Source organism: Siphonobacter curvatus, assembly GCF_002943425.1.
In the GTDB taxonomy this organism is placed as follows: Bacteria; Bacteroidota; Bacteroidia; order Cytophagales; family Spirosomataceae; genus Siphonobacter; species Siphonobacter curvatus.
Genome location: NZ_PTRA01000001.1, coordinates 3,393,856 through 3,416,783, shown reverse-complemented (window position 1 = coordinate 3,416,783; position 22,928 = coordinate 3,393,856). Strand labels below are relative to the sequence as shown.

Annotated in this window: 17 protein-coding genes; 13 read left to right on the top strand and 4 right to left on the bottom strand. The window is 48.6% G+C overall.

The window, feature by feature from the left end:
* The first annotated feature begins 450 nt into the window (after positions 1–450).
* Together C5O19_RS14135 and C5O19_RS14130 are read left to right on the top strand one after the other, a co-directional pair.
* Complete coding sequence (locus C5O19_RS14135; RefSeq protein WP_104713254.1) at positions 451–1,023, top strand: Crp/Fnr family transcriptional regulator; 573 nt, start codon at positions 451–453, stop codon at positions 1,021–1,023.
* 73 nt (positions 1,024–1,096) lie between these two features.
* Positions 1,097–1,798, top strand: a complete 702-nt coding sequence (locus tag C5O19_RS14130; protein ID WP_104713252.1) for a CPBP family intramembrane glutamic endopeptidase — start codon at positions 1,097–1,099, stop codon at positions 1,796–1,798.
* Between the two features lie 487 nt (positions 1,799–2,285).
* On the opposite strand, the gene C5O19_RS14125 is transcribed toward C5O19_RS14130, so the two are convergent.
* The gene (locus C5O19_RS14125) at positions 2,286–3,275 is read right to left on the bottom strand and encodes an isopenicillin N synthase family dioxygenase (protein ID WP_104713250.1); all 990 of its coding nucleotides are present in this window, start codon (positions 3,273–3,275) and stop codon (positions 2,286–2,288) included.
* A gap of 223 nt (positions 3,276–3,498) precedes the next feature.
* On the opposite strand from C5O19_RS14125, the gene C5O19_RS14120 reads away from it, so the two are divergent.
* Together C5O19_RS14120 and C5O19_RS14115 are read left to right on the top strand one after the other, a co-directional pair.
* A complete protein-coding gene (locus C5O19_RS14120) occupies positions 3,499–4,356 on the top strand; it encodes a helix-turn-helix domain-containing protein (protein ID WP_104713248.1) in 858 nt (285 codons plus the stop codon).
* Positions 4,357–4,459: 103 nt separating this feature from the next.
* Positions 4,460–4,864 (top strand): DUF983 domain-containing protein, encoded by a 405-nt coding sequence (locus C5O19_RS14115; RefSeq protein ID WP_104713246.1) that lies wholly within the window; start codon positions 4,460–4,462, stop codon positions 4,862–4,864.
* A gap of 67 nt (positions 4,865–4,931) precedes the next feature.
* On the opposite strand, the gene C5O19_RS14110 is transcribed toward C5O19_RS14115, so the two are convergent.
* Both C5O19_RS14110 and C5O19_RS14105 read right to left on the bottom strand, forming a co-directional pair.
* Positions 4,932–5,153: a hypothetical protein gene (locus tag C5O19_RS14110; RefSeq protein ID WP_094813548.1), complete on the bottom strand. Its 222-nt coding sequence runs from the start codon at positions 5,151–5,153 to the stop codon at positions 4,932–4,934.
* Between the two features lie 185 nt (positions 5,154–5,338).
* Complete coding sequence (locus C5O19_RS14105; RefSeq protein WP_104713244.1) at positions 5,339–6,010, bottom strand: superoxide dismutase; 672 nt, start codon at positions 6,008–6,010, stop codon at positions 5,339–5,341.
* 815 nt (positions 6,011–6,825) lie between these two features.
* On the opposite strand from C5O19_RS14105, the gene C5O19_RS14100 reads away from it, so the two are divergent.
* The 6 genes from C5O19_RS14100 (at position 6,826) to C5O19_RS14075 (ending at position 16,687) form a co-directional block, all read left to right on the top strand.
* A complete protein-coding gene (locus C5O19_RS14100) occupies positions 6,826–10,035 on the top strand; it encodes an efflux RND transporter permease subunit (protein WP_104713241.1) in 3,210 nt (1,069 codons plus the stop codon).
* 132 nt (positions 10,036–10,167) lie between these two features.
* The gene (locus C5O19_RS14095) at positions 10,168–11,232 is read left to right on the top strand and encodes an efflux RND transporter periplasmic adaptor subunit (RefSeq protein ID WP_104713239.1); all 1,065 of its coding nucleotides are present in this window, start codon (positions 10,168–10,170) and stop codon (positions 11,230–11,232) included.
* Positions 11,233–11,334: 102 nt separating this feature from the next.
* Positions 11,335–12,645, top strand: coding sequence for an efflux transporter outer membrane subunit (locus C5O19_RS14090; protein WP_104713237.1), 1,311 nt, complete (start codon positions 11,335–11,337; stop codon positions 12,643–12,645).
* Between the two features lie 353 nt (positions 12,646–12,998).
* The gene (locus tag C5O19_RS14085) at positions 12,999–14,270 is read left to right on the top strand and encodes a glycosyltransferase family protein (protein ID WP_104713235.1); all 1,272 of its coding nucleotides are present in this window, start codon (positions 12,999–13,001) and stop codon (positions 14,268–14,270) included.
* Complete coding sequence (locus C5O19_RS14080) at positions 14,267–15,523, top strand: hypothetical protein (RefSeq protein ID WP_104713233.1); 1,257 nt, start codon at positions 14,267–14,269, stop codon at positions 15,521–15,523. Before C5O19_RS14085 ends, C5O19_RS14080 begins: the two co-directional genes overlap by 4 nt.
* A gap of 48 nt (positions 15,524–15,571) precedes the next feature.
* Positions 15,572–16,687 (top strand): acyltransferase family protein, encoded by a 1,116-nt coding sequence (locus tag C5O19_RS14075; protein WP_104713231.1) that lies wholly within the window; start codon positions 15,572–15,574, stop codon positions 16,685–16,687.
* A gap of 263 nt (positions 16,688–16,950) precedes the next feature.
* Here C5O19_RS14075 and C5O19_RS14070 read toward each other — a convergent pair whose 3' ends face one another.
* Complete coding sequence (locus tag C5O19_RS14070) at positions 16,951–17,745, bottom strand: polysaccharide deacetylase family protein (RefSeq protein WP_165796022.1); 795 nt, start codon at positions 17,743–17,745, stop codon at positions 16,951–16,953.
* 154 nt (positions 17,746–17,899) lie between these two features.
* Here C5O19_RS14070 and C5O19_RS14065 point away from each other — a divergent pair, with 154 nt between their 5' ends.
* From C5O19_RS14065 to C5O19_RS14055, 3 genes are all read left to right on the top strand, one after another.
* Positions 17,900–21,100: a TonB-dependent receptor gene (locus C5O19_RS14065; protein ID WP_104713225.1), complete on the top strand. Its 3,201-nt coding sequence runs from the start codon at positions 17,900–17,902 to the stop codon at positions 21,098–21,100.
* A gap of 65 nt (positions 21,101–21,165) precedes the next feature.
* On the top strand, positions 21,166–22,074 hold the full coding sequence (locus C5O19_RS14060; RefSeq protein ID WP_104713222.1) for a glycerophosphodiester phosphodiesterase family protein: 909 nt from the start codon (positions 21,166–21,168) through the stop codon (positions 22,072–22,074).
* Between the two features lie 30 nt (positions 22,075–22,104).
* Positions 22,105–22,836 (top strand): HAD family hydrolase, encoded by a 732-nt coding sequence (locus tag C5O19_RS14055; RefSeq protein WP_243406383.1) that lies wholly within the window; start codon positions 22,105–22,107, stop codon positions 22,834–22,836.
* The last annotated feature ends 92 nt before the right edge of the window (positions 22,837–22,928 follow it).

The following is a 22,928-nucleotide window of genomic DNA, read 5'->3' as shown; positions in this document are numbered from 1 at the left end:
AAACCACGATTTCTTGTACCTATGACGATCGTTATCTCAAAGGGAAAGGCGTAGTAGGTACGGATTAACCACACTTGATAAAAAAAAATTCACCTACAAAGTTAATACTTTTATGGCCTACTCGCTGAAAAGCGTGTTACGGAAGAAACCAATCGGGCTGGAACATTCCCTTTGGCATTTCGCATTACAGTCGATCGCAAATCTTCATTTACCTATTTTGGTCAAAGCATCTGATTGGGATGCCAAGGCAGAAAAAGCCAAAAAGTCGCATGTTAGAAAGTTAAGACCTGCTTTATTGGCATAGTTAACTTCTAAGAAAATAATTAAAATTAAGACATTATCCCCTATTTAATTAAGCCATTATGTGCATTCTAACCAGTCCAGAGATAGCCCCGACTGCCCGGTAGCGGACTGGTTCAAATCCAACGATGTAAAACACCTCTACGAACAATGATTGCTATTCGCTTAAAAAAGGCATTTGATCCAATTATCGAGCTGGATCTGGAAATTTGGGAAAACTTTTCAAAATTAGGTACGGTTGATCATTTTCCTGGCGAGACCATTCTAAAGCACGCTGGCACACAAGAAAAATATTTTAGCCTGTTGCTCAGTGGAGCGGGTGGGGTATTGATTTGGCGAAAAAATAACTATATCTGCACCGATCTCTATTTTGAGAATGATTTCATCATGGATTATCCATCTTTCGTTCTCCAATCAACAACCGATACTGAAATTCGACTTTTTCAAGCTGGCACCGTGTTCAGAATACCTTATCAGCGTTTTCAGGAAGTATTTAAGCCTAACGCCTACGGATATGTTGTTACATTGAAATCGCTTGAGAAATCGTATATAGAAAAAGTAAGACAGCAAGTCGATTTATTGTCTAAAAAAGCTAAAGAGAGATATTTAGAAGCTAGTCAACAACATCGAGAGGTTGATCGAATTCCCTTAAAATATATGGCTTCTTACTTAGGCATTACTCCACAAAGCTTGAGTCGTATTCGGTCTGAAAAAGTTAACTAGTTACCCTCTGGTAATTTCTAGCAGATCGGTTCTTACTAGTTTTGTCATTTGGAAAACCAAAGACAAAATAACAATGAATAACGTAAATAAAGCAGTGAGATTGCCCGTTTGGAAGACTCTCCTGGTATTAATTGGGTTTCCTATTATTTCTTATTTACTATCATTAATACTTTTACAACGAGATCTATTTTCCTTTACTGGTTGGGATTTCTTTTCGGTTTTCTGGATACTAATTACGATTTGGTATATCATTCAGATCAAAATTATTACTTATATCCTGTCATCTGAGGGTTATACACTTGAAGCTATAGGTTATAGATTGGATGTAAACCATTCAAAAAAGATGATAGGGGGGTATCTACTATGCTCATTACTCCTACTAATCACAATAGAAATTAGTTTACAATCAGGTCCAATAGATCCTTCTAGGCTCTCTGATTTTGCTAACCTGACGCCCACTAATTTAAGACAGAGGATTATTTTTATTCTGATGGGACTTTTCGCGGGTCTTTCGGAAGAAATGGTTTACCGTGGCTTTGCGATAAATAGTTTAATGGGTTATAGAATTAACAAATGGTTATCGATTATACTAGCCAGTATACCCTTTGTTTTCCAACATGGTCTTAAAGCTATTCCTCAGTTTAGCTGGTTCTTCAGCATGGGCCTCTTTTTTGGATTTCTTTTTATTCTTACCAAAAAGCTGACGATTGGTATAATTGTTCATTGGCTGATTATTCTTTCTGCTGTTGTAGCCATTCTTAGCACGCTCAACTAATCGTTTTCACTAGCAGGCCTGATTTTGTAAATAACCTAAAGGCTGATCGATTTCCGCGTTTTACTGCTTAAAGTACAGAAACCTGGTCAACTATTCTGCGGTTTGAGCTTGTGCTTTTTTTAATAGTCCCAGACTACCGAGTGCCAAGATCTCATACCGCATGTTGCTTTCCCTGAATTTCGTTGCCGAATCTGGTAAATATAGCCCAAGCTCAATTTGAAGTGCTGGGAAGCATCGTAATAGAATCCTCCATAAATCCGATCTTGTTCCTATACGTTGGGATTGCTCTTCACAGCAAGAAGTGTAAGCTGAACTAGAAGAGGAGATACTCAAAAGTCGAAGGAGCTAGTAGCGTAATCGATTAAAAAATCGGGTTCTTTGATGAGGCAAAATGTACTGGCAAATTTAAAGGAATGCATTTCAACCCAAGCCTATGAGTGAAAGCTCAAGTCAGGGGCAGTGATGCAAGTACTGCCCCTGAAACGTACTACTTTTTAAGGCCTAACTCCAGCAGGCGTTCGTCCAGAAACTCTCCGGCGGTCATGTCCGTATAGAGTTTAGGATGTTGCGTATCAATACAGCTCTCCAGTGAAGTCAAATTCATCTCCGAGCGAGGGTGCATAAAGAAGGGAATCGAGAACCGGGATGTGTTCATTTTTTCCCGCGAAGGATTAACCACCCGGTGAATCGTCGACTTCAGTTTGTGATTGGTGAGGCGGTCGAGCATGTCGCCCACATTAACGATGATCTGGTCGGGCAGGGCCGTAATACCAATCCATGCTCCGTCCCGACGTAGTACCTCGAGTCCTTCGGCACTGGCTCCCATCAGCAGCGTAATCAGGTTAATATCACCGTGAGCCGCGGCCCGTACCGCTCCGGGTTCCACTACATTGGGGTCGAGGGGGAAGTAATGCAAAGCCCGTAAAATGCTGTTGCCATGCTTCACTTTGTCCTCGAAGTAATCCTCGGGTAGTTCCAGATACAGAGCAATGGCCCGTAGCAGCGTTTTTCCCGTTTGTTCAAACGTCTGATACGTTTTTACGGTATACTGTTCAAAAGCCGGTAGGTCTTCTGGAAATACATTTTTGGGATAATCTGCCCAGACCGAATCACCGTCGTCCGTCGTCGGATGGGGCTGGCCGACGTGGTAAAATTCTTTCAGATCGGCTACTTTGAAACCTTTGGCGGTTTCTTTCCCCTTACCCACGTAACCCCGCTGCCCGGCAATACCCGGCACTTCGTATTTTCTTTTGTAGTCGTCAGCTTTAAAGAAGAATTCCTTTACTGCTGCGTATAGTTGGTCCTGCAGCTCAGCCGTAAGACCGTGGTTTTTAATCGCAACGAAACCGATATTGTTAAACGCCCGGCCCAGATCGGCTACGAACTTGGCTTTTCGCTCGGCATCACCCGAGGTAAAATCAGCTAGGTCCAGCGATGGGATTTCGTCCAAAAGAGCGTCATTCTGAAGACTTTCCATGGTGTACTAGGGATAAAAGTGTGGTACAAAAGTAAGCAAGTTTAGGCTTAGGTGCTGCGATTTTGCGTTTAGTGAATGAAAATGAATCGCTACCGGGCAGTACCATTCTTAAGACTGGCTTATCGCTAAAATCATCGAATAACCTTGCCTTCGTTGATTTTCTCCCGAACATTGTCCAGGCATCAACCGTTTACTTAAAACCCCTAGGCTTGAACTGAAATGTATGAGCACCGAATTTCCTACCTATAATATTCAAGCCTTCCAGCGGCATGAACCCGACGTACCCTTTTTCATGACCCCGCTCGAAAAACTGGTACGTGAATTCAAGGGCATTGACAAATCACATTCCCACACGTTTTATCTGCTGATGTGGATCAAGGAGGGGAAGGGAACGCATACCATCGACTTTCGTACGTACGAGGTGGGACCTCACCAATTGTATTTTCTAACGCCGGGTCAGGTACACAGCTGGGAGCTTTCACCGGACATTAAAGGCTATAATCTTTTTTTCGAGCCGAACTACTTTCGTAGCCGTTTCCCCAATCGCCTCTTTGCGTATCCTTTTTATCACTCCCACCAGCATCGACCCTTACTGGAAGTGGCGGACGAAACGTTTGTATCCCTGTACGAGCTGATGTATCAGGAATATACGGCGGCGGAAGTCAACCGATCGGAGGTGTTTCTCTCGTACTTACACATTATCCTGGAAAAGGCGAACCGGGTGTATCAAAACCAGTGGCCAGGGGAATCGACCCACTACTACGACCGCATCCGGCAGTACGAAGAATTACTGGAAGAACAGTTTCTGGACATTCGGGAAGTGAAAACGTATGCTGAACAATTACACATCAGTCCGAACCACCTCAATAATATCTGTAAAACACTACTGGGCAAAACGGCCAGCCAGTTGCTTTACGAACGAATTATCATTGAAGCCAAACGCTTACTGACGCATACGGCTTTGTCCATCAAGGAAATTGGCTATCTGTTGCATTTTGAAGATCCTTCGTACTTCGTTCGCTTCTTCCGAACGCATACGGGGCAAACGCCACTGGATTTCCGAGAATCGCAAAATCGTTGATTTGTACCATTCTTGTCCGTATTCATACCTTACGTAAGAAGAAGGAAGAATGTATCTTTGTATCAGGAATCAGAAAGGGATTTTCTTCTGAACCTTCACGATCATGGCACTTAATTCGAAATTATACAGCATCGCTTTTAATAAATGTCCGAAATGCCACCAGGGAGATTTCTTCAAAACCAAGACTTCCTTCCAGCGTCATTTTGACGAAATTCACCACCATTGCCCGCATTGTAACGAAACGTTAGTACCCGAGCCCGGTTTTTACTGGGGAGCTTTGTACGTGAGCTACGCTCTGTACGTAGGCTGGTGTATGACGGCTTTTGTAGTCTATACGTACGTACTGAAATTGAACCTCGATTATTTCCTGGTCTTTCTGATTCCGACTTTGATTCTGTTGATGCCCTGGTTTTTCCGCCTGGCTCGTCGTACCTGGCTTAATTTATTTGTCGATTACGATCCAGCCAAAGCCCAGCAAAAAGCCGTGGGCTTAAAACCAGCGATTTAGTGTTTATTGCGTAGTGTACCTGTTTGCAGAAGACCTCCCAGCGATGGGAGGTCTTTTTTATATTGCCTTACAGGATGCCTCCACCCAGCATGAGCCGGAGGATGGCTACAATGAGTACGAAGATGTTAAGATTACGACCCGTTTTACTTTCCGAAAAGGCTCCAAAGCCCAAGCCGATAAACGCAACGGGAAGGGCGACCCAATTGACAATACCAATGAATGGAATGAGTCCTGCCAAAGCAATGACAAAGGCTACGATGCCGAGAAGGATGGAAATGAGATTAAACATAGGAATAGGGCTTTTACGAGAATGACCTTACAAAGGGAAGCATTTCTGCGGTCACCCGAAAAAAGCTTTCCACCATCGGAAGCAGGTCCTGATTACCGTACCAAAGCGAGGTTGAGCAGGCAAATTCAACAAAAAAGGATGGCTCCGTACTGACGAAACCATCCTTTTTAGTGACTTGAAAGAGCTTATTTCACCGCGTCAGCGTAATTTTTAGCTGCTGCTTCCCAGTTTACCACGTCCCAGTACGCTTTGATATAATCGGGACGTTTGTTCTGATATTTGAGGTAGTAGGCGTGCTCCCATACGTCCAGACCAATTACCGGTGTACCGGGCGTTTCAGCCAGGGCCATCAAGGGGTTGTCTTGGTTAGGCGTTGAGACAACGGCCAGTTTTTTATCCGGCGTTACGATCAGCCAAGCCCAGCCTGAACCAAACCGAGTAGTAGCCGCTTTATTGAACTCCTCAACGAATTTATCGTAGGTGCCAAATGATTTATTAATCGCTTCTGCTAATTCACCGGAAGGTTTGCCACCGCGTTTGGGGCCAATTGTATTCCAGAAAAAGGTGTGGTTCCAGTGACCACCGGCGTTGTTCCGAATGGCCGGAGCTGTGTTTTTATCAATTTTCTTCACTACCTGAAAAATGGTCTGTGAAGCTTCGGGTTTGCCTTCTACGGCTTTGTTTAGATTATCAACGTACGCTTTGTGGTGTTTGCCGTAGTGAATTTCCATCGTTTGCTTGTCGATGCTAGGTTCTAAAGCGTCGAAGGCGTAGGGCAGGGGAGCTTGAGTAAACTGTGCCGAAACCTGAAAAGCCGAAGCCAGCAGGCCGGCTACCAAAAGGGATTTAAATTTCATGGTTGAAAATGGTTTCTTAAGGATCTGAAACACTGCTTAGGTGCAGCTCAGAGGCAAAAATATCTGTACCATTTCAGGCTACAAGCGTTTCGGCAATAAACTTTTGTGGCTTGGGAGCTACGTTGGTTAAAGTCTAAACCGTGCTTTCGACGGATAGGCCTGGGAGGGCCCGGCAGCAAAAGATCGCCTGTATAGCCTTTAAACGATGATTTATCCCTTCCAATCGACCTTCAGAAGCTTGGTAAGCAACGTATCTTTCGTTTTCATACAAAAATCTTTCGTATGGATATGAAGTCACCCACTAGCAAGAAGGACCTTTGCCGTAGCAAAGGGTACTAGCGGAAGATCGTCCCAAAATGTCTTTAGAATTGAACAGTAAGTCGATTTTAGCGATCGTTACATTAAAATAAGCTTTAATTTTAATTGTTTGATTTAGGTCAAAGTATTCCGCCAGCCCTTTTCTGAGATTTGTACTTATTTAATACATACGTCATTTCTTCCCAGTTGCTATGAATAGTTTTGTTCTCATCCAGATTTGTGCAAAATCCGAATGGCATTCGCCACCCTTTGCCAAATATTTTTAAAATCTGCCTCTGATCTTTCAGAACTTTACCGGTACTGGCGAAATTAGCCCAGAGGAGTAGGGAGCTAGATTAGTTCTGTAATTTAGATTAATCCGGGAAATGCGGAAAATAAACCAACAGAACGATTCTCCATTGCTTGCCCCTGGCGTGTATGGTCTCCAGTGATCGACTGTAAGACGCACTTACAAAGAGCTTTAATTGATTGAGTGTTAGACACTACCCCCTCTTGTTATGTGGATTGTTCGATTAGCTTTACAGCGGAAGTATACCATTGCGGTGCTGGCTCTGCTGATCCTGATTATGGGTGTGGTATCCATTCGTCAGATGCCCACCGACATTTTTCCCCGTATCAACATTCCGGTTATTTCCGTAATCTGGTCGTACCGGGGACTTTCGACGGACGAAATGGAAAAGATGATTACCAACTTTTCCGAAACGTCGGTCATCAATAACGCCTCCGACATCCAGCGGGTGGAATCCCAGACCTACAATGGGGTGGCCGTACTGAAAATCTTCTTTCAGCCCACGGTGAAAATTGAGGAGGCCCTGGCTTCCATTACGGCCATTTCGCAGACGATTCGGGTACGGATGCCGCCCGGAACACAACCGCCGATTATTGTGCGGTACAACGCTACGGACGTTCCCATTCTGCAGCTGAGTATATCCTCGGACAGTCTGACGGAATCCCAAATCACCGACTACATTACGACCCGGATACGGCCCATGATTTCGACCGTACAGGGGAGCCGTCTGTCGCAACCGTTCGGGGGGAAAGCCCGTCAGGTGATGGTGGATCTTGACCCTGAACTCCTTACCGCTCGCGGCGTATCACCCGAAGATGTAGTCAATGCCGTATCCGCTCAAAACCTGACCCTGCCGAGTGGTCAGCTGCGGCTGGAGGAGAGAGAATATAACGTACGCCTGAACACCAAGCCCGACGCCATCATTGCGTTGAATGATATTCCGGTGAAAACGCTACCCGGCGGCGTGGTCCTGCACTTACGCGATGTGGCTAACGTCCACGATGGTTCGATTGTACAAACCAATGTAGTCAAACAGGACGGCCGACGGGGGGTATTGCTCAATATTGTAAAAACCGGGAATGCCTCAACGACCGAAGTCGTCGATAAAATCCGCAATGAAGTACTTCCGGCGGTTCGCGGAGCCGCTCCGGCGTCGCTGAAGATTACTGAACTTTTTGACCAATCCGTGTTCGTACGAGCCTCGATTCACGGAGTAGTCGTGGAAGGTCTGATTGCGGCCTTGCTGACGGCCGCCATGATTCTGCTCTTCCTGGGTAGCTGGCGGAGTACGCTCATTGTTGCTATTTCCATTCCACTCTCGATTCTGAGTTCGCTAGCTGTTCTGTATCTGATGGGCGAAACGCTCAATATCAACACGCTAGGCGGTTTGGCTCTGGCCATTGGTATTCTGGTGGATGACGCGACGGTAACGATTGAGAACATTCACCGAAATGAAGAGTTAGGTCTGCCCCTGCGAAGGGCGATTATGGTGGGGGCACACCAGATTGCCACGCCGACGCTGGTGGCTACGCTGACGATCTGTATCGTGTTCGTATCGGTACTCTTTTTGGAAGGTCCGGCCCGCTTTTTGTTCGGTCCGCTGGCTTTGGCGGTAGTATTCGCCATGATTGCTTCGTATATCCTTTCGCGTACCCTAGTGCCTACGCTGGCTGACTTGTTGCTCAAATCCGAGCCGCATCATCAGGAGGGACATTTGAATGGTCAGGCCAAAAAACCTAATCCCTTTGCTCGTATTTATCAAAGCTTCAACCGGGGCTTTGACCGTTTTCAAGGACGCTATCTGCGGGTACTACAGTGGAATCTGGGTCACCGAAAAACGGTACTGGGGGTATTCCTGATTGTCGTGATGATTACGGCGGTGATGGTGCCTTTCGTGGGACGTGACTTTTTCCCCAGCGTCGATGCCGGCCAGTTCAGGCTGCACATGCGGGCCCCGGCGGGTTCCCGATTGGAAGCTACGGAACGTACGGCGGGTCAGGCTGAGGCAGTCATCCGGCAGATCATTCCGGCCAATGAAATTGAAACGGTTATTGCCAACATCGGTCTGACGAGTGAAGGGTACAACTTTGTATTCCAGGATAACTCATCGCTGGGCTCCGCCGATGCGGAATTGCTGGTGGCTCTTAAAAAAGAGAAAAGTCGTCCGACGGAAGAATACATGCGGGAAATTCGGGCCAAGCTGGCCGAGGCTCTGCCGCAGGTGACCTTCTTCTTTCAGCCGGCGGATATCGTAACGCAGATTTTGAACTTTGGTCTGACGTCCCCCATTGATATTCAGGTGACGGGTTTTGACCGGAAAAACAACTTACGCATTGCCCAGGAAATTCGTAACAAAGTGGCTCAGATTCCCGGAACGGTGGACGTTCACCTGCACCAGGTCATGAATTCGCCTGAATTATTCGTGAACATTGACCGCGAACGGGCAAATCAGCTGGGGCTCAATGAAACCAAAGTGGCCAACAACATGATGATTTCCATGAGTGGTACCACGCAGGTAAACCCGAACTTCTGGCCGGACCCGGTTACGGGCTTCCCGTATCTGGTGGCCGTACAGACGCCGCCCTACAAACTCAATACGCTGGATAAACTCCTGCAAACGCCTTTGGTGACGCAAACTGGTGAACTAACGCCCCAGTCCCTGGCCAACGTCGCTAAGGTTGAACGCCGTGTAACGCCGATGGTGGTGAACCGGATGAATACGCAACCCATGTTTGATGTGTACGCCTCGGTAGAACGGACGGATCTGGGAAGTGTTTCCGGAAAGCTTTCCGAGATCATCAAGGAATACCAGCAACAACTCAAGCCGGGAAATAAAATTGAAGTACGCGGTCAGGTGGAAAGTATGAATTCAGCCTTTACGCGGTTGGGTATTGGTTTATTATTCGCGGCCATTCTGGTGTACATGCTGATGGTGGTCAACTTCCAGTCTTTTTTATATCCCTTCATCATTATTACGGCTCTTCCCGGAGCGATGTGCGGGGTAGTATGGCTGCTGTTTTTGAGCCAGACCACCTTCAGTATTCCTTCGTTGATGGGGGCGATCATGAGTGTGGGGGTAGCTACGGCCAACTCCATTCTGCTGGTAAGCTTCGCTCAGGAGCAGGTGTTTGATCTGCACATGAGTCCATATGAGTCAGCTCTGGAAGCGGGCCGTACGCGTTTACGTCCGATTTTGATGACGGCCCTAGCGATGATTATCGGGATGTTGCCGATGTCTTTAGGACTGGGCGAGGGCGGTGAGCAGAACGCTCCGCTGGGACGGGCCGTGATTGGCGGGTTGTTACTGGCCACCTTTACGACGCTGCTTTTCGTACCCGTCGTATTTAGCTATCTGGCGAAAAACCGCACCGAAGCCGAAATGGCCGAAGAGAAGGAACTGGCTGAGATGGAAGTTTGATGAGTGGGCAGTTTTCAGTTTACCGTTCTCTGTTACCTGCGAGAGCAACAAATTTTTTAAACAGAAACGGTAAATCATGAAATCTACCCATTGAAAACAGAAAACTGTAAACAGAAAACTAGTATATAGATCATGAAGAGAAATCTCTGGATATGGCTGATTCCGGTGGGATTATTGGCTTTATTCTTCTTCGTAGGCGTATTACCCCGAATCAGAAATCAACAGGAACTGCACGCCGAAAGCGACGCTGCCAAAAATCGTCTGCCGCTGGTGAACGTCGTCATTGCAAAACGTACCACCGATACGACGGGACTGACCTTGCCTGGACAAATCATGCCGTACCGCGAAACGCAGGTATACGCTCGTACGCAGGGTTTTTTGCGGCAACGTCTGGTCGATATTGGATCGAAAGTAAATCGGGGCAGCTTGCTGGCCACGATTGAAGCTCCTGAATTGGATCAGGATATTCTAAAAGCACAGGCGGATATGAAACTGGCTCAGGTGAATCTGGATCGGGTGAAAAGCGTGACGCTTCCCGGAGCCGTTTCGCAACAGGATGTAGATACGCGTCAGGCAGGATACGAAGTAGGCCGGGCGGCGTTGCGTCGGCTCGAAGCCTTGAAGAGTCTGCAACAGGTACGGGCTCCTTTCAATGGGATTATAACGGCCCGGAATGCGGACGTAGGAGCGTTGATTAATACAGGCAATATTCCCCTATTTACGGTATCTCAACTGGATACCCTGCGAGTATACATCGACGTACCGCAGACCTATTATCAGCTCGTAAAAATCGGATTACCCGCTACGGTGAAGGTTCCCGAACTGGGTAAAAGCTTCACGGGGAAAGTGGTGCGTACCTCGGGTACGCTTCGTTCGGCCTCGCGTACGTTGCTGACGGAAGTAGCCATTCCCAATCGCTCTGGTGAATTAGTTGCTGGTTTGTACGGTCAGGTAACGCTGGACGTTCGGGCGATCAATCCCCCCGTACGGATTCCAGCCAACACGCTGCTGGTTACGCCCGAAGGCTCCCGGGTAGTCATTGTTTCTTCCAACGGTCAGGTGCATTTTCAGCCCATCACGATTGGCCGCGATTTTGGTACGAGTCTGGAAGTACTGGATGGACTACAGGGTAACGAACGCCTGGTAGCCAACCCATCCGACGGCCTCAAAGAAGGAGGCATGGTACGCGTAAAATAAGTTTTTAGTTTGCGGTTTTCTGTTTTCAGTAGGATACTCACCTGTCAACTGAAAACCGCAAACTGAAAACTGCCTCAACTTCCCAAAGTTTTTACCGAACGTATGAATTGTTTATTGAAAATCAGTGGGTTGCTTTTGCTGGTGACCAGTATGGTTACGGCACAGACGCCCACCAGTCGACCCTTTGCCGATCCGGAACTGGAAAAACTCATTGAAGCCGGACTCAATTTCAATCCTGATATACGAAATGCCCTGAGTCGCGTTGAGGAAGCTCGCGTACGCGTACGGGTGGCCGAGTCGTACCTACGACCCGTAGTCCGGGGCAATCCGGGCATTCAGACGCAAAGTCTTTCGCCCAACCGGCCCGTTCAGTTCACCAACGTGCGGGCGGTACGGGTACAACTGACGACGTTTCAGATTCCCATTGATGCCAGTTTTGAACTGGATTTATTCGGACGAATCCGGCAAACCGTGCGGCTATCCGAAGTGCAGACGCAACTGAGTGAGGCCGATGTTCGGATTGCCCGTTTGGCAGTAGCCGCCGAAATTGCCCGTCTTTACGCTTTGGTACGTTCCAACGACGCCGAACAAACGGTTTTTGAGCGGACCTTGTCAGCCCGGGATTCCGTACTGGCGGTGGTTCGCGAACGATTCCGGATTGGCCTGACCAGTGAAATCGACGTCCGTCGGGCCGAAACCGAGATTGGTAACCTGCAAACCCAGCGTACGGCTCTGCAACGAAGTCGGCACGAGCTAACAAACGGACTGGCCATTCTGACGGGTCAGGATGCGGGAACTTTCACCCTGCCGCCGGCTACGTTACCCCAGTACCCAACGCCAACGTACGCCAACATTACAGTGGATCTACTACAGAACCGTCCCGACATTCAGCAGTCGAATGTACAGGTATCGGCAGCAGATATTAATGCGGACATTGCCCGAAAAGCGCTTAAACCTCGGGTCAGCGTGGGTGGTTCGGGTGGTTTGATCAGTGGGAAGATTGGCGATCTGGTGCTGCCCTCCAGCTATACCTACACAGTTGGAGCTACGGCTAGTTTTCCGATTTATGAAGGTCGGCGAAACCGGGAAAACATCAATTTAGCCCAGCAGCAGATACAAACGGCCCGTACATCCGTGGATCAGCGGGTGGTGACGGCCCAACGCGAAGCCGAAGTAGCTTTGGATAACATCCGCGATCTGGAAACCCAGATTGGCAATCAGCAAAGCGTCATTGAAACGGCTCGTAAAACCGAGCAACTCGTGCGGGAAGTGTATGGAAAAGGTCTGACGACGTACCTTGACGTACTCGATGCTCAACGTACGTCGCTGGATGCTGAACGACAACTGGCTCAGTTACAGGGACAACGGTTGGTATACGCCGTGGCTTTGTGGAAGGCTTTGGGTGGACAGTAGCTTGGCCATGGACTGAAATCCATGGTTATGAAAGAGATCAAACCTACGGCTCTGGGTCGTTAGCCAAGGGTAGGCTGGAAGCAACACAAAGGATCGAAGCTCGCTTCGGTCCTTTTTTAATACCAAAAGGGTTAAGTATTTTTCAGAAAAGATAGTATTTATCCATAGGGAAACGCTTAATCTTCCGAAGGCGTTGGTCGAATCGATTACATTAAATACTTTTGCAGGTCGGAAGAAAAAACGTACGTATCTGTGTTGAAACAACCCGTTTTTTTCTCTTATAGGATTTAACCAGCAGAACGGTATCATCCCGCGATTTGAACCTTCAGCCCACCGAATGAACTACCCTATAAATGTCAATTCTTACCGTTTTTTACATTAAGCTGCTTTTGAACGTAGGATTAACTGCTGGAATCATCTGGTCAGTAAAGAAAGCAACCCTCATTCAGCAATGGCAGCAAAAAAACGACACCCTTGCCTTTAGTCTGGGTTTTCTCATCTTACGTTTGATACCCTGGGTCATGATTTTTCTCGTGCTCAACGAGGTCCCTCGTGGAGACGTCCCCTTCTTTTTTTACAAAGCTGAAGGAGCAAAGGCCGGAGGATTTGTGTACCGGGATTTCTGGTCGTATCACGCTCCCTTGTTTGCCTACATCATCAGTCTGCCGCTCTGGCTCTGGCATAATTCCCGAGCCATTGTTCTGCTGATGGTTTTGATGGAAACGCTCATTTTGTGGAGTACGTACCGAACCTACAAGCCCGAAAAGACGAATGCCTTACAGGCCAGCCTGATTTACTGGATGTTACCGGCGTCGTTTATGTACATCCTCATTGATGGTCAGGAAGAAGTCTGGTTTTGGGGTTTAGCTCTGCTCATGTGGCGGCACGTCAAAAAAAATCCAGAGGATTACGAAGTAGGACTGGGCGTTATTTTCGCCATCGCTCTGCTGACCACTAAAGCGACTTTCGTCTTTTTTCTGCCCCCGCTACTCATTAGCGTACGCCGTCCCATCAAAATGCTGTTGGTCATGGCCGCCATTGGATTACCCGCTCTGGCTTTTCTCTACTGGCGAATCGGCGACTTATTCCTCATGCCCATCCAGCATACCGAGCAGTTGATGACGCCGAACCTGTTTTCCATTACCCGGCCGATCATCGAGCTTTTTGTGCATATTGATACAAGCAACTCTACCTTAGTGAACTGGCTGGGACTAATCACCACCATGCTGCTGGTTTCGTACCTGGCGTATCGGGGTCGCGTCAATCCGCTGACGCACACCCTGCCCGCCTTGTTTATCGCCACGTTTGCTTGCATGATGATCTTTCAGGCGAGTGCTCCCGGAGCGTACCTGATTGCGTATCTGCTGGCCGTAGTTTTCGATATTGTTGACCTGCGGAATAACAAACACCTAATAATCTTGTTAGTACTGAGCTGGCTCACCGTAGTACAGCCCTTTGTAAACGTATACATTAAGCAACCGGATTATACCCGGTTTTGTATGCTGACCAATCCCGTATATCTGTTCGACTGGCTGCTACAGGTACTCAACGTAGCCTGTTTTTTCTGGCTGGTTTCCCGAACGGCCACTAAAATTGTTACTCCTAAACATTTGACGCCAGCATGAGTGTTGTTTTGGCCAAACTGATTATTAGCCTGGGCTGTATTCTGCTGGTGGGTATTGTGCTATACTTCAGGTCTCCCATTACGGCGGGTCTGAAAACGAAACCTGTCGCTGGTGTACTCGGCGTGAGTTGGTTGCTACTCCGGGTGTTTCCCTTTCTGGTGATTTATTTATGGGCTAATCAGGAGCCTACTTCCGATGTGAACGGCTTCTGGGACGAAGGCAGTAAAGCTTCGATGGGCCAGATGGTGTACCGCGATTTTTGGTCCCCGTATTCTCCTTTGTATGCCTATTTCTTAGGTATCTGGCTGAAAATCTGGTACAATCCCCGCATGATTGTCCTGACCATGGCCCTGATGGACGGTGTTGCTCTGGTACTGACCTATTTCTTTTACAAAGACCGCTACAGTAAGGAAGATTTACTCTTCAAGGCCCTTCTATATCTGTTGCTACCCGGCTCACTCGTTTTGTGCGTGGTCGGAGCCCAGGAAGACATCTGGATGTGGCTATTTGTTGTACTGGCCTTTTTGGTTCGCAAACGCTGGGGTGTCATTGGTTACAGCCTCGTCATGGCTCTGGGTGTACTAACCACCAAGGCCATTTTTGGACTGGCTCTGTTCCCGCTCTTTCTCATTGAAAAAGAAAAAATCCGTTTTCTGATTCCCCTCTCGCTGATTGGAGCCCTGTCGGTAGCCCTTTTGTATCATCTGGTAAAACTGGAATTTTTGCAGCCGCTCGACGAAGCGAATGTATTACGGGCTCCCAACTTGCTTTCGGTCATCAATCCCTGGACGTTCAATTCGATTGGGACCGGGGCCAAAGTCTGGAACTGGCTTGGACTAGTAGCCACCATTAGTGTGGGTTGTCTGACGGCTTGGCGGATGCGTAATCAGCCGATCAATGTGATGCTAGCCCACCTCTGGGTCGCCATGTATGGTCTGATGATGATTGCCCAGCAAAGTGCGTACAGTAATTATCTGTTCCTGTTTTTGTTGCCGCTGGTGTTTGAAGTGATGGACTGGACTAACCTTCGACAGGTCATTCTCCTGTTCATCTTTAACGTATTGTCGGTGATTCACCCCTCGTACTGGTGGCGGATGGGCATGCCTAACTACGCGACTCCTGCCGATATTTTCGGCCTTCAGGCCCGTACGATTGATTACGTGATTCAGGTGGGCGTTGTGGTATTAACGGGCTATTTCATTAACGTAGCTTTTCCTCGCTCCGAAAAAAAAAAGTACCGCACCGCTCAATAGTACCTCCCGTACATTCCCTATAAGCGAGACCTTTCTTTAGTTGTTGGCATGAGTCAGAAACGTAATTTCCCCAATCTGAACGGCGTACGATGTATTGCGGCGGTGTCCGTATTGATCCATCACCTCGAACAGGCGAAAGAAGCGTTTGACCTGCCCAATATTTACCATTTGACGGTTGTCAAACACGCGGGCCGTTTGGGCGTAGGTCTTTTTTTCGTGCTCAGTGGCTTTCTCATCACGTATCTGCTGTTGCAGGAAAAAGGTAATTTTGGCGACATTTCTGCTCCCAAATTTTATCTACGACGGGTATTTCGGATCTGGCCCATTTACTTTCTGATCGTCGGCCTGGCCCTGTTTGTCTTTCCGCATGTCCCCTTGATGTATTTTCCCGGAGCCAGCGAACTAGCGTCCCGGCACGTCGCGGAACGAATCACGCTACTGGCTTTGGTACTGCCCAACTACGCGTTCGTCCTGTATAACATTCCCTACTGGGCCGCTCAGGCCTGGTCGATTGGGGTGGAAGAGCAGTTTTATTACCTCTGGCCCTGGATTATCAAATACCCCAAGCGGACCTTTTTGATTGTAAGCATCTTCATGCTGGCGACCGTCGGATTACTCGCTTTGGGCGTATACCTGCTGGATGGAACCGAAGCCCAGAAGAAAGATTCTGTACTGACGTTCATTGGTCAGTTCCGCTTACTCATCATGGCCCTGGGTGGGGGGGGAGCTTATCTGGTGTATACCAACCGAACGCGATTCCTGTCCGTTCTCTACCGGAAAAATGTGCAGATTACGGTATACGTACTCTTCCTGATCTGCTTTTTGTCGGGGGTACACATCCCGGCTTTCATGGAGGTGTATGCTTTCTTTTTCTGCTTTTTCGTACTGAATGTGGCGACGAATCCCAACAGTATTATTTCGCTGGAAAACCCGGTCGTTAGTTACATTGGCAAGATTTCCTACGGGCTGTATCTCTACCACGTTGCCGTTTCGGTATTCCTGATTAATGTCCTGAATACATACGCTCCGGGTCTGTCTACTACGGCCTACAACCTGATTTTGTACCCTGCTGTATTCGGCTTGTCCATTCTGGTTTCTTACCTCTCGTACGAGTATCTGGAAAAACCGCTGCTCGTTTTCAAAGACAAGCGATACGGACGTTAGGGGTTCATTCTATCGTTTCGGAATACAGCTAAGGCTTTCGTAGGAAAGCTCCGTTTCCTAAGCGAAGTAAGTAATGCAGCTTAACGCCTGCCTACTCCCTTAGAATCAGTTCACTATTCTTCTATTATAGAGGGTCGTACTACTTAGATCGTATAGCGTACTGGGTGCAGAACGAGACAAAATTCCGAAGATGAATCAAACCTAGTAATGCTATTCTTTAGAAGCAGAATAGCGGCTCTTGTGAACGCTGAAAAATCCTCCCTTTACTGGATCACTGGTAAGTCCGACATGCGATAAAATTTCAGGTTCAGCGAATCGGCTGTTTGCAGCATTTGCCGAAGTACCTGTACATCAAAACCGTATTGCTCAGGCTTGGGGACTGAGAAAAAGGGTTGATGACCGAAGAGCAACACGGCTTTTCCCCGCATTTTGGCCCGAACCAGGGCCGACCGAAGTTCTGCTACACTCAAATTTGCACTCGTATCGAACAGCAGGGCATCCACGCTGCGTTGCGGTACAAAATCGTAGTAAATCTGAGGCAGCCATTGGGGGGAAAGATGATAGAGCCGGAAGCCTTTATAGGAGCGTTCCGCTAGGGCAACGTCCCGTAGGATTCGAAAACCGGAAGCCTCCAATACGGAATCGACGCGGGCATTATGATTACCGCCGGGATGAGCGTACGAAGTAGGGTGGAAGCCCGCTTGTTGCAGGTACGAAAGCCCGGGCCGAATTTCCGTAGCCAGATAACCCTCTACTCCCAGATTCTGTATCATTTCCGTAGAGATGCCGTGAATGGTACCGTGAAAGCCAATTTCGTGCCCTTCCTGCTGAAGCGTTTTCAGAATGCTCACTTCTTCATTCGTCAGCGAATCCGGACAATTTACGTAGAACGTTACCTTAGCTTGGTATTGATTCAGTAAGGGGCGTAAGGCCATCCAGTCACTGAAAAAGCGATCGTCGAAGGATAGGGCAATACCCGCCCGTTCCGGGTGCTGGGGGGTAGAATGACAGCCAGTTAGTATAAAAAGAAGTAGAACAATGAAAGTCCAGCGGCCCATGTGAAGCATTAGTTAGGCAAATGTTAAGGATTTTGCGGAAAAATCCGGTTCATGTAAAGATTATATAAACATCGCAAAAGCGACATCTTGATCCGGTTTACCCCTCTATACATTTGCCCGGCCTATACGAACCAATCAATCTATTACGCTCACTATGACTTTACTCTGGTTGAAAAAACACCAGCCTGGCCAAGGCTGGACCGGACGTTTTTTGTGCTTACTTTTCTTTCTCGGCACTAGTATTCATTTCCATCTGGCCGCTCAAGCTACGGACGCTTCCATTTCCGGCGTTGTGAAAGATGAAAAAGGCGAGGCCCTGCCCGGGGCCGCCGTAACCGTTCGAAACGAAGCGACCGGTTTTACCACGGGTACGCTGACCAACGCAAAAGGGGAGTACGCCCTTCGGCAGTTGCCACTGGGCAAGCCCTACACTGTCACGGTAACCTTCATTGGTCTGCAAACGGTGAAAGAAACGGGGTACTCACTCAATTATGGCGATAACCTGAACGTAAACATTAGTCTACAATCGTCTAATACGGAATTGAAAGAAATCGTAGTTTCCGAACGCGGCTACACCAAGGAAGTACGGCAGGCAGGAGCGGCTACGTCGATTACAGCGGCTCAGATCAAAAACTTACCCAATGAAGGCCGGAGTTTTACACGACTCAACAACCTGTCTCCCCTGCAGGGCGGCGATAATTTCAGCTTCGGCGGCCAGCGTTCGACGGGTACTAACGTGACCATCGACGGGATGAATGCCCGCAATAGCTGGACCAATGGGCAAGTTTCCGCTGGCCCTTACGCCATTTCGCTGGAAGCCATTCGCGAATACAAAGTCATCACCAACGATTACGATGTTACGCAGGGTCGTCAGTCGGGTGGGGCCGTGAGTGCTGTCACCAAAAACGGAACCAACAAACTGGAAGGTTCGGCTTTCCTGTACTTCCGTAACAACACGTTGTCGAGTCAGTACACCATTCAGGGAGCGGATCGCAAGCAGAACTTCACTAACTTCCAGTCAGGTTTCAGCTTGGGTGGCCCCATCATTAAGGATAAACTTCACTTTTTCGTAGCCTACGACCGTCAGGATGCCAGCGAGCCGCTCATCATTGCCGACATCAATTCGTCCGCGGATGAGCTGCGGTACGGCATCACGAAAACCAATCTGGAACGGCTGGTGAAGGTAGCTCAGGAAAAGTACGGCGTTACGGGGCAGCAATTCGGCCAGTTTCCCAAGAAGTCAACGGCCAATACCGCTTTTGCACGCCTCGACTGGCAGCTCAATACCAAGCACAAACTGACGCTACGCGGCAACATGACCCACTACGTAGCTCCGCTAAACGATGGTGACAACTCGAACATCAACTTGCTGGAATCCTACGCGAACCTGAAAGACGTATCGGTAACGGCCATGGCGGCGTTGCGTTCCACGCTGAAGCCTCGACTGACGAACGAATTCAAGGTGCAGTACCTGTATTCCTACAAACCCGTTACGCCGCAGGGTTATCTACCGTTCCAGAACATTCCCCGGGCGATTGTCAACGTTACCTCGCCTTTCCCCACGGAATCCAATCCCAACGCTACGCAGACGAAAACGGTACAGTTCGGCGGACAGCGGTATTCCCCCGAATTTAACCGGATGCACCAGGTACACCTGAGCAATACGGCCTACGGGAATACGGACAAATTCAACTTCACCTTTGGTACGGACAACATGATTACCACCATGGAAACGTACCTGTCGAGTGAACAAAATGGTCGATTCTTCTTCAACAGCATCGATGATCTGGAAGCTCTGCGGCCGTATCGCTACGCCCGCGAAGTGCCTTTGCAGGGACAACCCATCGTGAATCAGAGTGTACTGGATATTTCCGTTTTTGGACAAGCTGATTTCTACCCGCATCCGGACCTGAACCTGGCTCTGGGCGTACGCTACGATGCAACGGCGTTTCTGACGGGTGGACAACTCAACGAGACCGTGAAACGCACACTGGGGATTCGCACGGACGTGAAACCCGAGGACTGGAATAACATTCAACCCCGTTTTCAGGCTACTTGGGATATTGGGGGTAAACGTCAGAATGTCCTGAAAATCGGAGGCGGGCTATTCTCCGCCCAGCCGCACTACTACGCTCAGGTCAACAATATTCAGAACAGTGGACTGATGGTTGGTTCCGTGGACGTGACGGGGGATCAGGTACCCGTACCGGAATTTAGTAAGTACCGTCAGGATGTTTCGACCGTGCCGGGCATTCCGGCGGGTGGAAAGTACGTGTCTACCATCAACGCCGTTAACCCAAGCTTCCAGGTACCGACCACGTTCAAGGGTAACGTGAACTTCAATCACTTCATCGGCGAACGCATTCGGGTTGGACTCAACGCCATCTGGGCAAAAACGATTCATAACTACGTGTACGTGGATCGTAACCTGAAGGATAACCCGGAATTCAGAATCACCAATGAAGATAATCGGGGCGTTTTCGTTCCCGCCGAAACCATTACGGCCAAGGGAATTACGGACTGGCAGAATTCCCGAAAAACGACCGAAGTCGGGCGGGTACTGGAATTGATCTCGACGGGTATTTCCGATCAGTTTACCCTGGTGGCCGACGCAGGTATCAAACTGGGAAAAGACGGTTACGTGAACATGAGTTATACGCTCAATTCCACGAAAGATAATTCGTCCTATAGCTGCTGCGTGGCGAATACCTCGACGTTCTTGCCCGTCAAAGACGATCCCCGGAGCCTGAGTTATGGCTACGCCGATACGCATTTCCGGAACAAAATCGTGGTAAATGGAGCAACGCCTTCCTGGAAAGGATTTCAGCTCGGGGCCACGGTGATTGGCGTGGGCGGTACCCGTTATAACTTCCTGGTGGGCGGCGGTACGAGTCTGAACGGTGATTTTGTACTGACGAATGATCTGGCCTTTGTCTTCGATCCGAATAGTCCGACAACGCCGGAAAACGTTCGCCAGGGCATGAGCGATCTGCTGAATAACCCCTCGGTAGACCAAAGTGTGAAAGACTACATCAAATCCAATCTGGGTAGAGTGGCCGAGCGAAATGGTGGGATTAACCCCTTTGCCACGACGGTAGATTTACGCTTGAACAAAGCCTTTAAACTCGCCGAAGGTCAGAAGCTGGAGTTTTCGGCGGATGTCTTTAACTTCATGAACGTACTCAATCGGGACTGGGGCCGGAATTATAACCGTGGTAATACGAACCTACTGAATATTAACGCTTTCAATCAGACAACCCGTCAGTATGGCTACGCCGTGCAGAACCTGGGGACGCGTCCGATTGGCGGTACGCCCTGGCGGATTCAGCTTGGCCTGCGGTATTCGTTTCAGTAACTATTCAACAAATTCTTAACTTCCGCCCGGGCTTTCGAGTCCGGGCGGATTTGCCTTTTTATTCGATGAAACAGCTGCTTAGCCTCGTACTAGTGGGCCTGTGTGTTACGGGTTTCGCTCAGAAAAAATTGCACAAACTTGCTATTCCAACGGTAGCCAAAGCTCAGGAATTCTGGCATTACACGCCCCAACACCGGCCTTTTCTGAGTGCTCACCGGGGGGGAACCCGTCCCGGTTTTCCGGAAAACTGCCTGGAAACGTTTGAACATACGCTTGAACACACCTACGCTACTTTCGAGATTGATCCACGACTGACGAAAGACAGTGTAATCGTACTCCTGCACGATGCTACGCTGAACCGTACCAGCAACGGAACGGGTAAACTCCGGGATTATACCTGGCAGGAAGTGCAGCAATTTCGATTGAAAGATTCGGAAGGCAAGCTGACGGATTTTCGCATTCCTACGTTAGACGACGCCATTGAATGGGCTCGCGGTAAAACGGTACTGATTCTGGATTACAAGGACGTGCCTTTCGACAAAACGCTGGAAATCATTCGTAAACACCAAGCCGAGGCCTTCGTTATGGTAACGGTCCATACGGCCAAAGATGCTCAGTACTACCACCAGCGAAACCCGGATATTCTGTTCGAATCCTTTATCCACACGGAAAAGGCCCTGCACGAATACGAAGCCGCGGGTATTCCCTGGAAGCAGGTTATGGCGTACATCGGCTCCCAGACCATACCCGAACACCCGGCTCTGATTGAAGAGTTACACCAACGCGGGGTGATGGCGATGGTTGCCGCTGGTCCAGTATACGACAAAGAATACAAAGCTGGGAAAACAGACGTGTATCAGACGATTCTAAAAGCCGGAGCCGACCTGATCGAAACCGATTTGCCGATCCAGGCGAATCAGGGTATGCAGCCGATGATTCCGAAGAAGAGTGATAAGAATGCATTTTTTAAGTAAGGAGTGGTCCCGCCTTAAAAACCGCCTGGAATGGATACTTTCCTAACAAAACCCGGCCTTTTCCGTACCTTCGTCTTTTTCAGTGAGACCAAGTTTCCCATGATACGAACCGTTATTTTTGATATGGACGGGGTGATTGTTGACACCGAACCCGTTCATCGTTACGCTTTTTTCAAGCATTTTGACGAATTAGGCTTGCACATTACCGACGAAGAATACGCCACCTTCACGGGTCTTTCTACCCGCAACGTCTACCAGAAACTCAATGAAGCCTATAATCTGGGGGAAGATATCGAATCATTCGTGCTGCGGAAGCGGGCTATTTTCAACGATGCGTTTGATGAAAAAGAAGATCTGGATTTGCTCGACGGCGTACGGACGCTGATTGAAGACCTGCACCAACACGGGTTTCAGCTCATCCTCGCTTCCTCGGCGGCTAAGGTGACGATTGCCCGGGTATTCAAACGTTTTGGTCTGGACCCGTACTTTTCGGACAAGGTGAGTGGCGAAGATTTCGTTCGATCGAAACCCGATCCGGCGATTTTTGAGCATGCGGCTTCTTTATCTAAAGCTCCGAAATCGGAGTGTATCATCATCGAAGACTCGAACAACGGCGTGAAAGCGGCTCGGGCGGCAGGGATTTACTGCATTGGCTACAACAGCGAGCATACAGCCCTGCAGGATTTGAGCGAAGCCAATCAGGTAATCAATCATTTTTCGGAGTTGAACGCCGAAAAAATCCGGGCGATTGTAACGGAATAGGAACGTACTAAGCGTTCATTTTCAGAAAGGACGAGTATAGCCACTCGTCCTTTTGTTATTGGGTGAAAGCAAAGTCCGCGTACCTTTGCCCA

What these genes read in the sequence shown, in the direction of transcription:
- C5O19_RS14080 (WP_104713233.1), top strand. Translation starts at nt 14,267, where the DNA reads ATGAGTGTTGTTTTGGCCAAACTGATTATTAGCCTGGGCTGTATTCTG.
- C5O19_RS14135 (WP_104713254.1), top strand. Translation starts at nt 451, where the DNA reads ATGATTGCTATTCGCTTAAAAAAGGCATTTGATCCAATTATCGAGCTG.
- C5O19_RS14085 (WP_104713235.1), top strand. Translation starts at nt 12,999, where the DNA reads ATGTCAATTCTTACCGTTTTTTACATTAAGCTGCTTTTGAACGTAGGA.
- C5O19_RS14115 (WP_104713246.1), top strand. Translation starts at nt 4,460, where the DNA reads ATGGCACTTAATTCGAAATTATACAGCATCGCTTTTAATAAATGTCCG.
- C5O19_RS14075 (WP_104713231.1), top strand. Translation starts at nt 15,572, where the DNA reads ATGAGTCAGAAACGTAATTTCCCCAATCTGAACGGCGTACGATGTATT.
- C5O19_RS14060 (WP_104713222.1), top strand. Translation starts at nt 21,166, where the DNA reads ATGAAACAGCTGCTTAGCCTCGTACTAGTGGGCCTGTGTGTTACGGGT.
- C5O19_RS14055 (WP_243406383.1), top strand. Translation starts at nt 22,105, where the DNA reads ATGGATACTTTCCTAACAAAACCCGGCCTTTTCCGTACCTTCGTCTTT.
- C5O19_RS14100 (WP_104713241.1), top strand. Translation starts at nt 6,826, where the DNA reads ATGTGGATTGTTCGATTAGCTTTACAGCGGAAGTATACCATTGCGGTG.
- C5O19_RS14095 (WP_104713239.1), top strand. Translation starts at nt 10,168, where the DNA reads ATGAAGAGAAATCTCTGGATATGGCTGATTCCGGTGGGATTATTGGCT.
- C5O19_RS14090 (WP_104713237.1), top strand. Translation starts at nt 11,335, where the DNA reads ATGAATTGTTTATTGAAAATCAGTGGGTTGCTTTTGCTGGTGACCAGT.
- C5O19_RS14070 (WP_165796022.1), bottom strand. Translation starts at nt 17,745, where the DNA reads ATGGGCCGCTGGACTTTCATTGTTCTACTTCTTTTTATACTAACTGGC.
- C5O19_RS14130 (WP_104713252.1), top strand. Translation starts at nt 1,097, where the DNA reads ATGAATAACGTAAATAAAGCAGTGAGATTGCCCGTTTGGAAGACTCTC.
- C5O19_RS14125 (WP_104713250.1), bottom strand. Translation starts at nt 3,275, where the DNA reads ATGGAAAGTCTTCAGAATGACGCTCTTTTGGACGAAATCCCATCGCTG.
- C5O19_RS14120 (WP_104713248.1), top strand. Translation starts at nt 3,499, where the DNA reads ATGAGCACCGAATTTCCTACCTATAATATTCAAGCCTTCCAGCGGCAT.
- C5O19_RS14065 (WP_104713225.1), top strand. Translation starts at nt 17,900, where the DNA reads ATGACTTTACTCTGGTTGAAAAAACACCAGCCTGGCCAAGGCTGGACC.
- C5O19_RS14110 (WP_094813548.1), bottom strand. Translation starts at nt 5,153, where the DNA reads ATGTTTAATCTCATTTCCATCCTTCTCGGCATCGTAGCCTTTGTCATT.
- C5O19_RS14105 (WP_104713244.1), bottom strand. Translation starts at nt 6,010, where the DNA reads ATGAAATTTAAATCCCTTTTGGTAGCCGGCCTGCTGGCTTCGGCTTTT.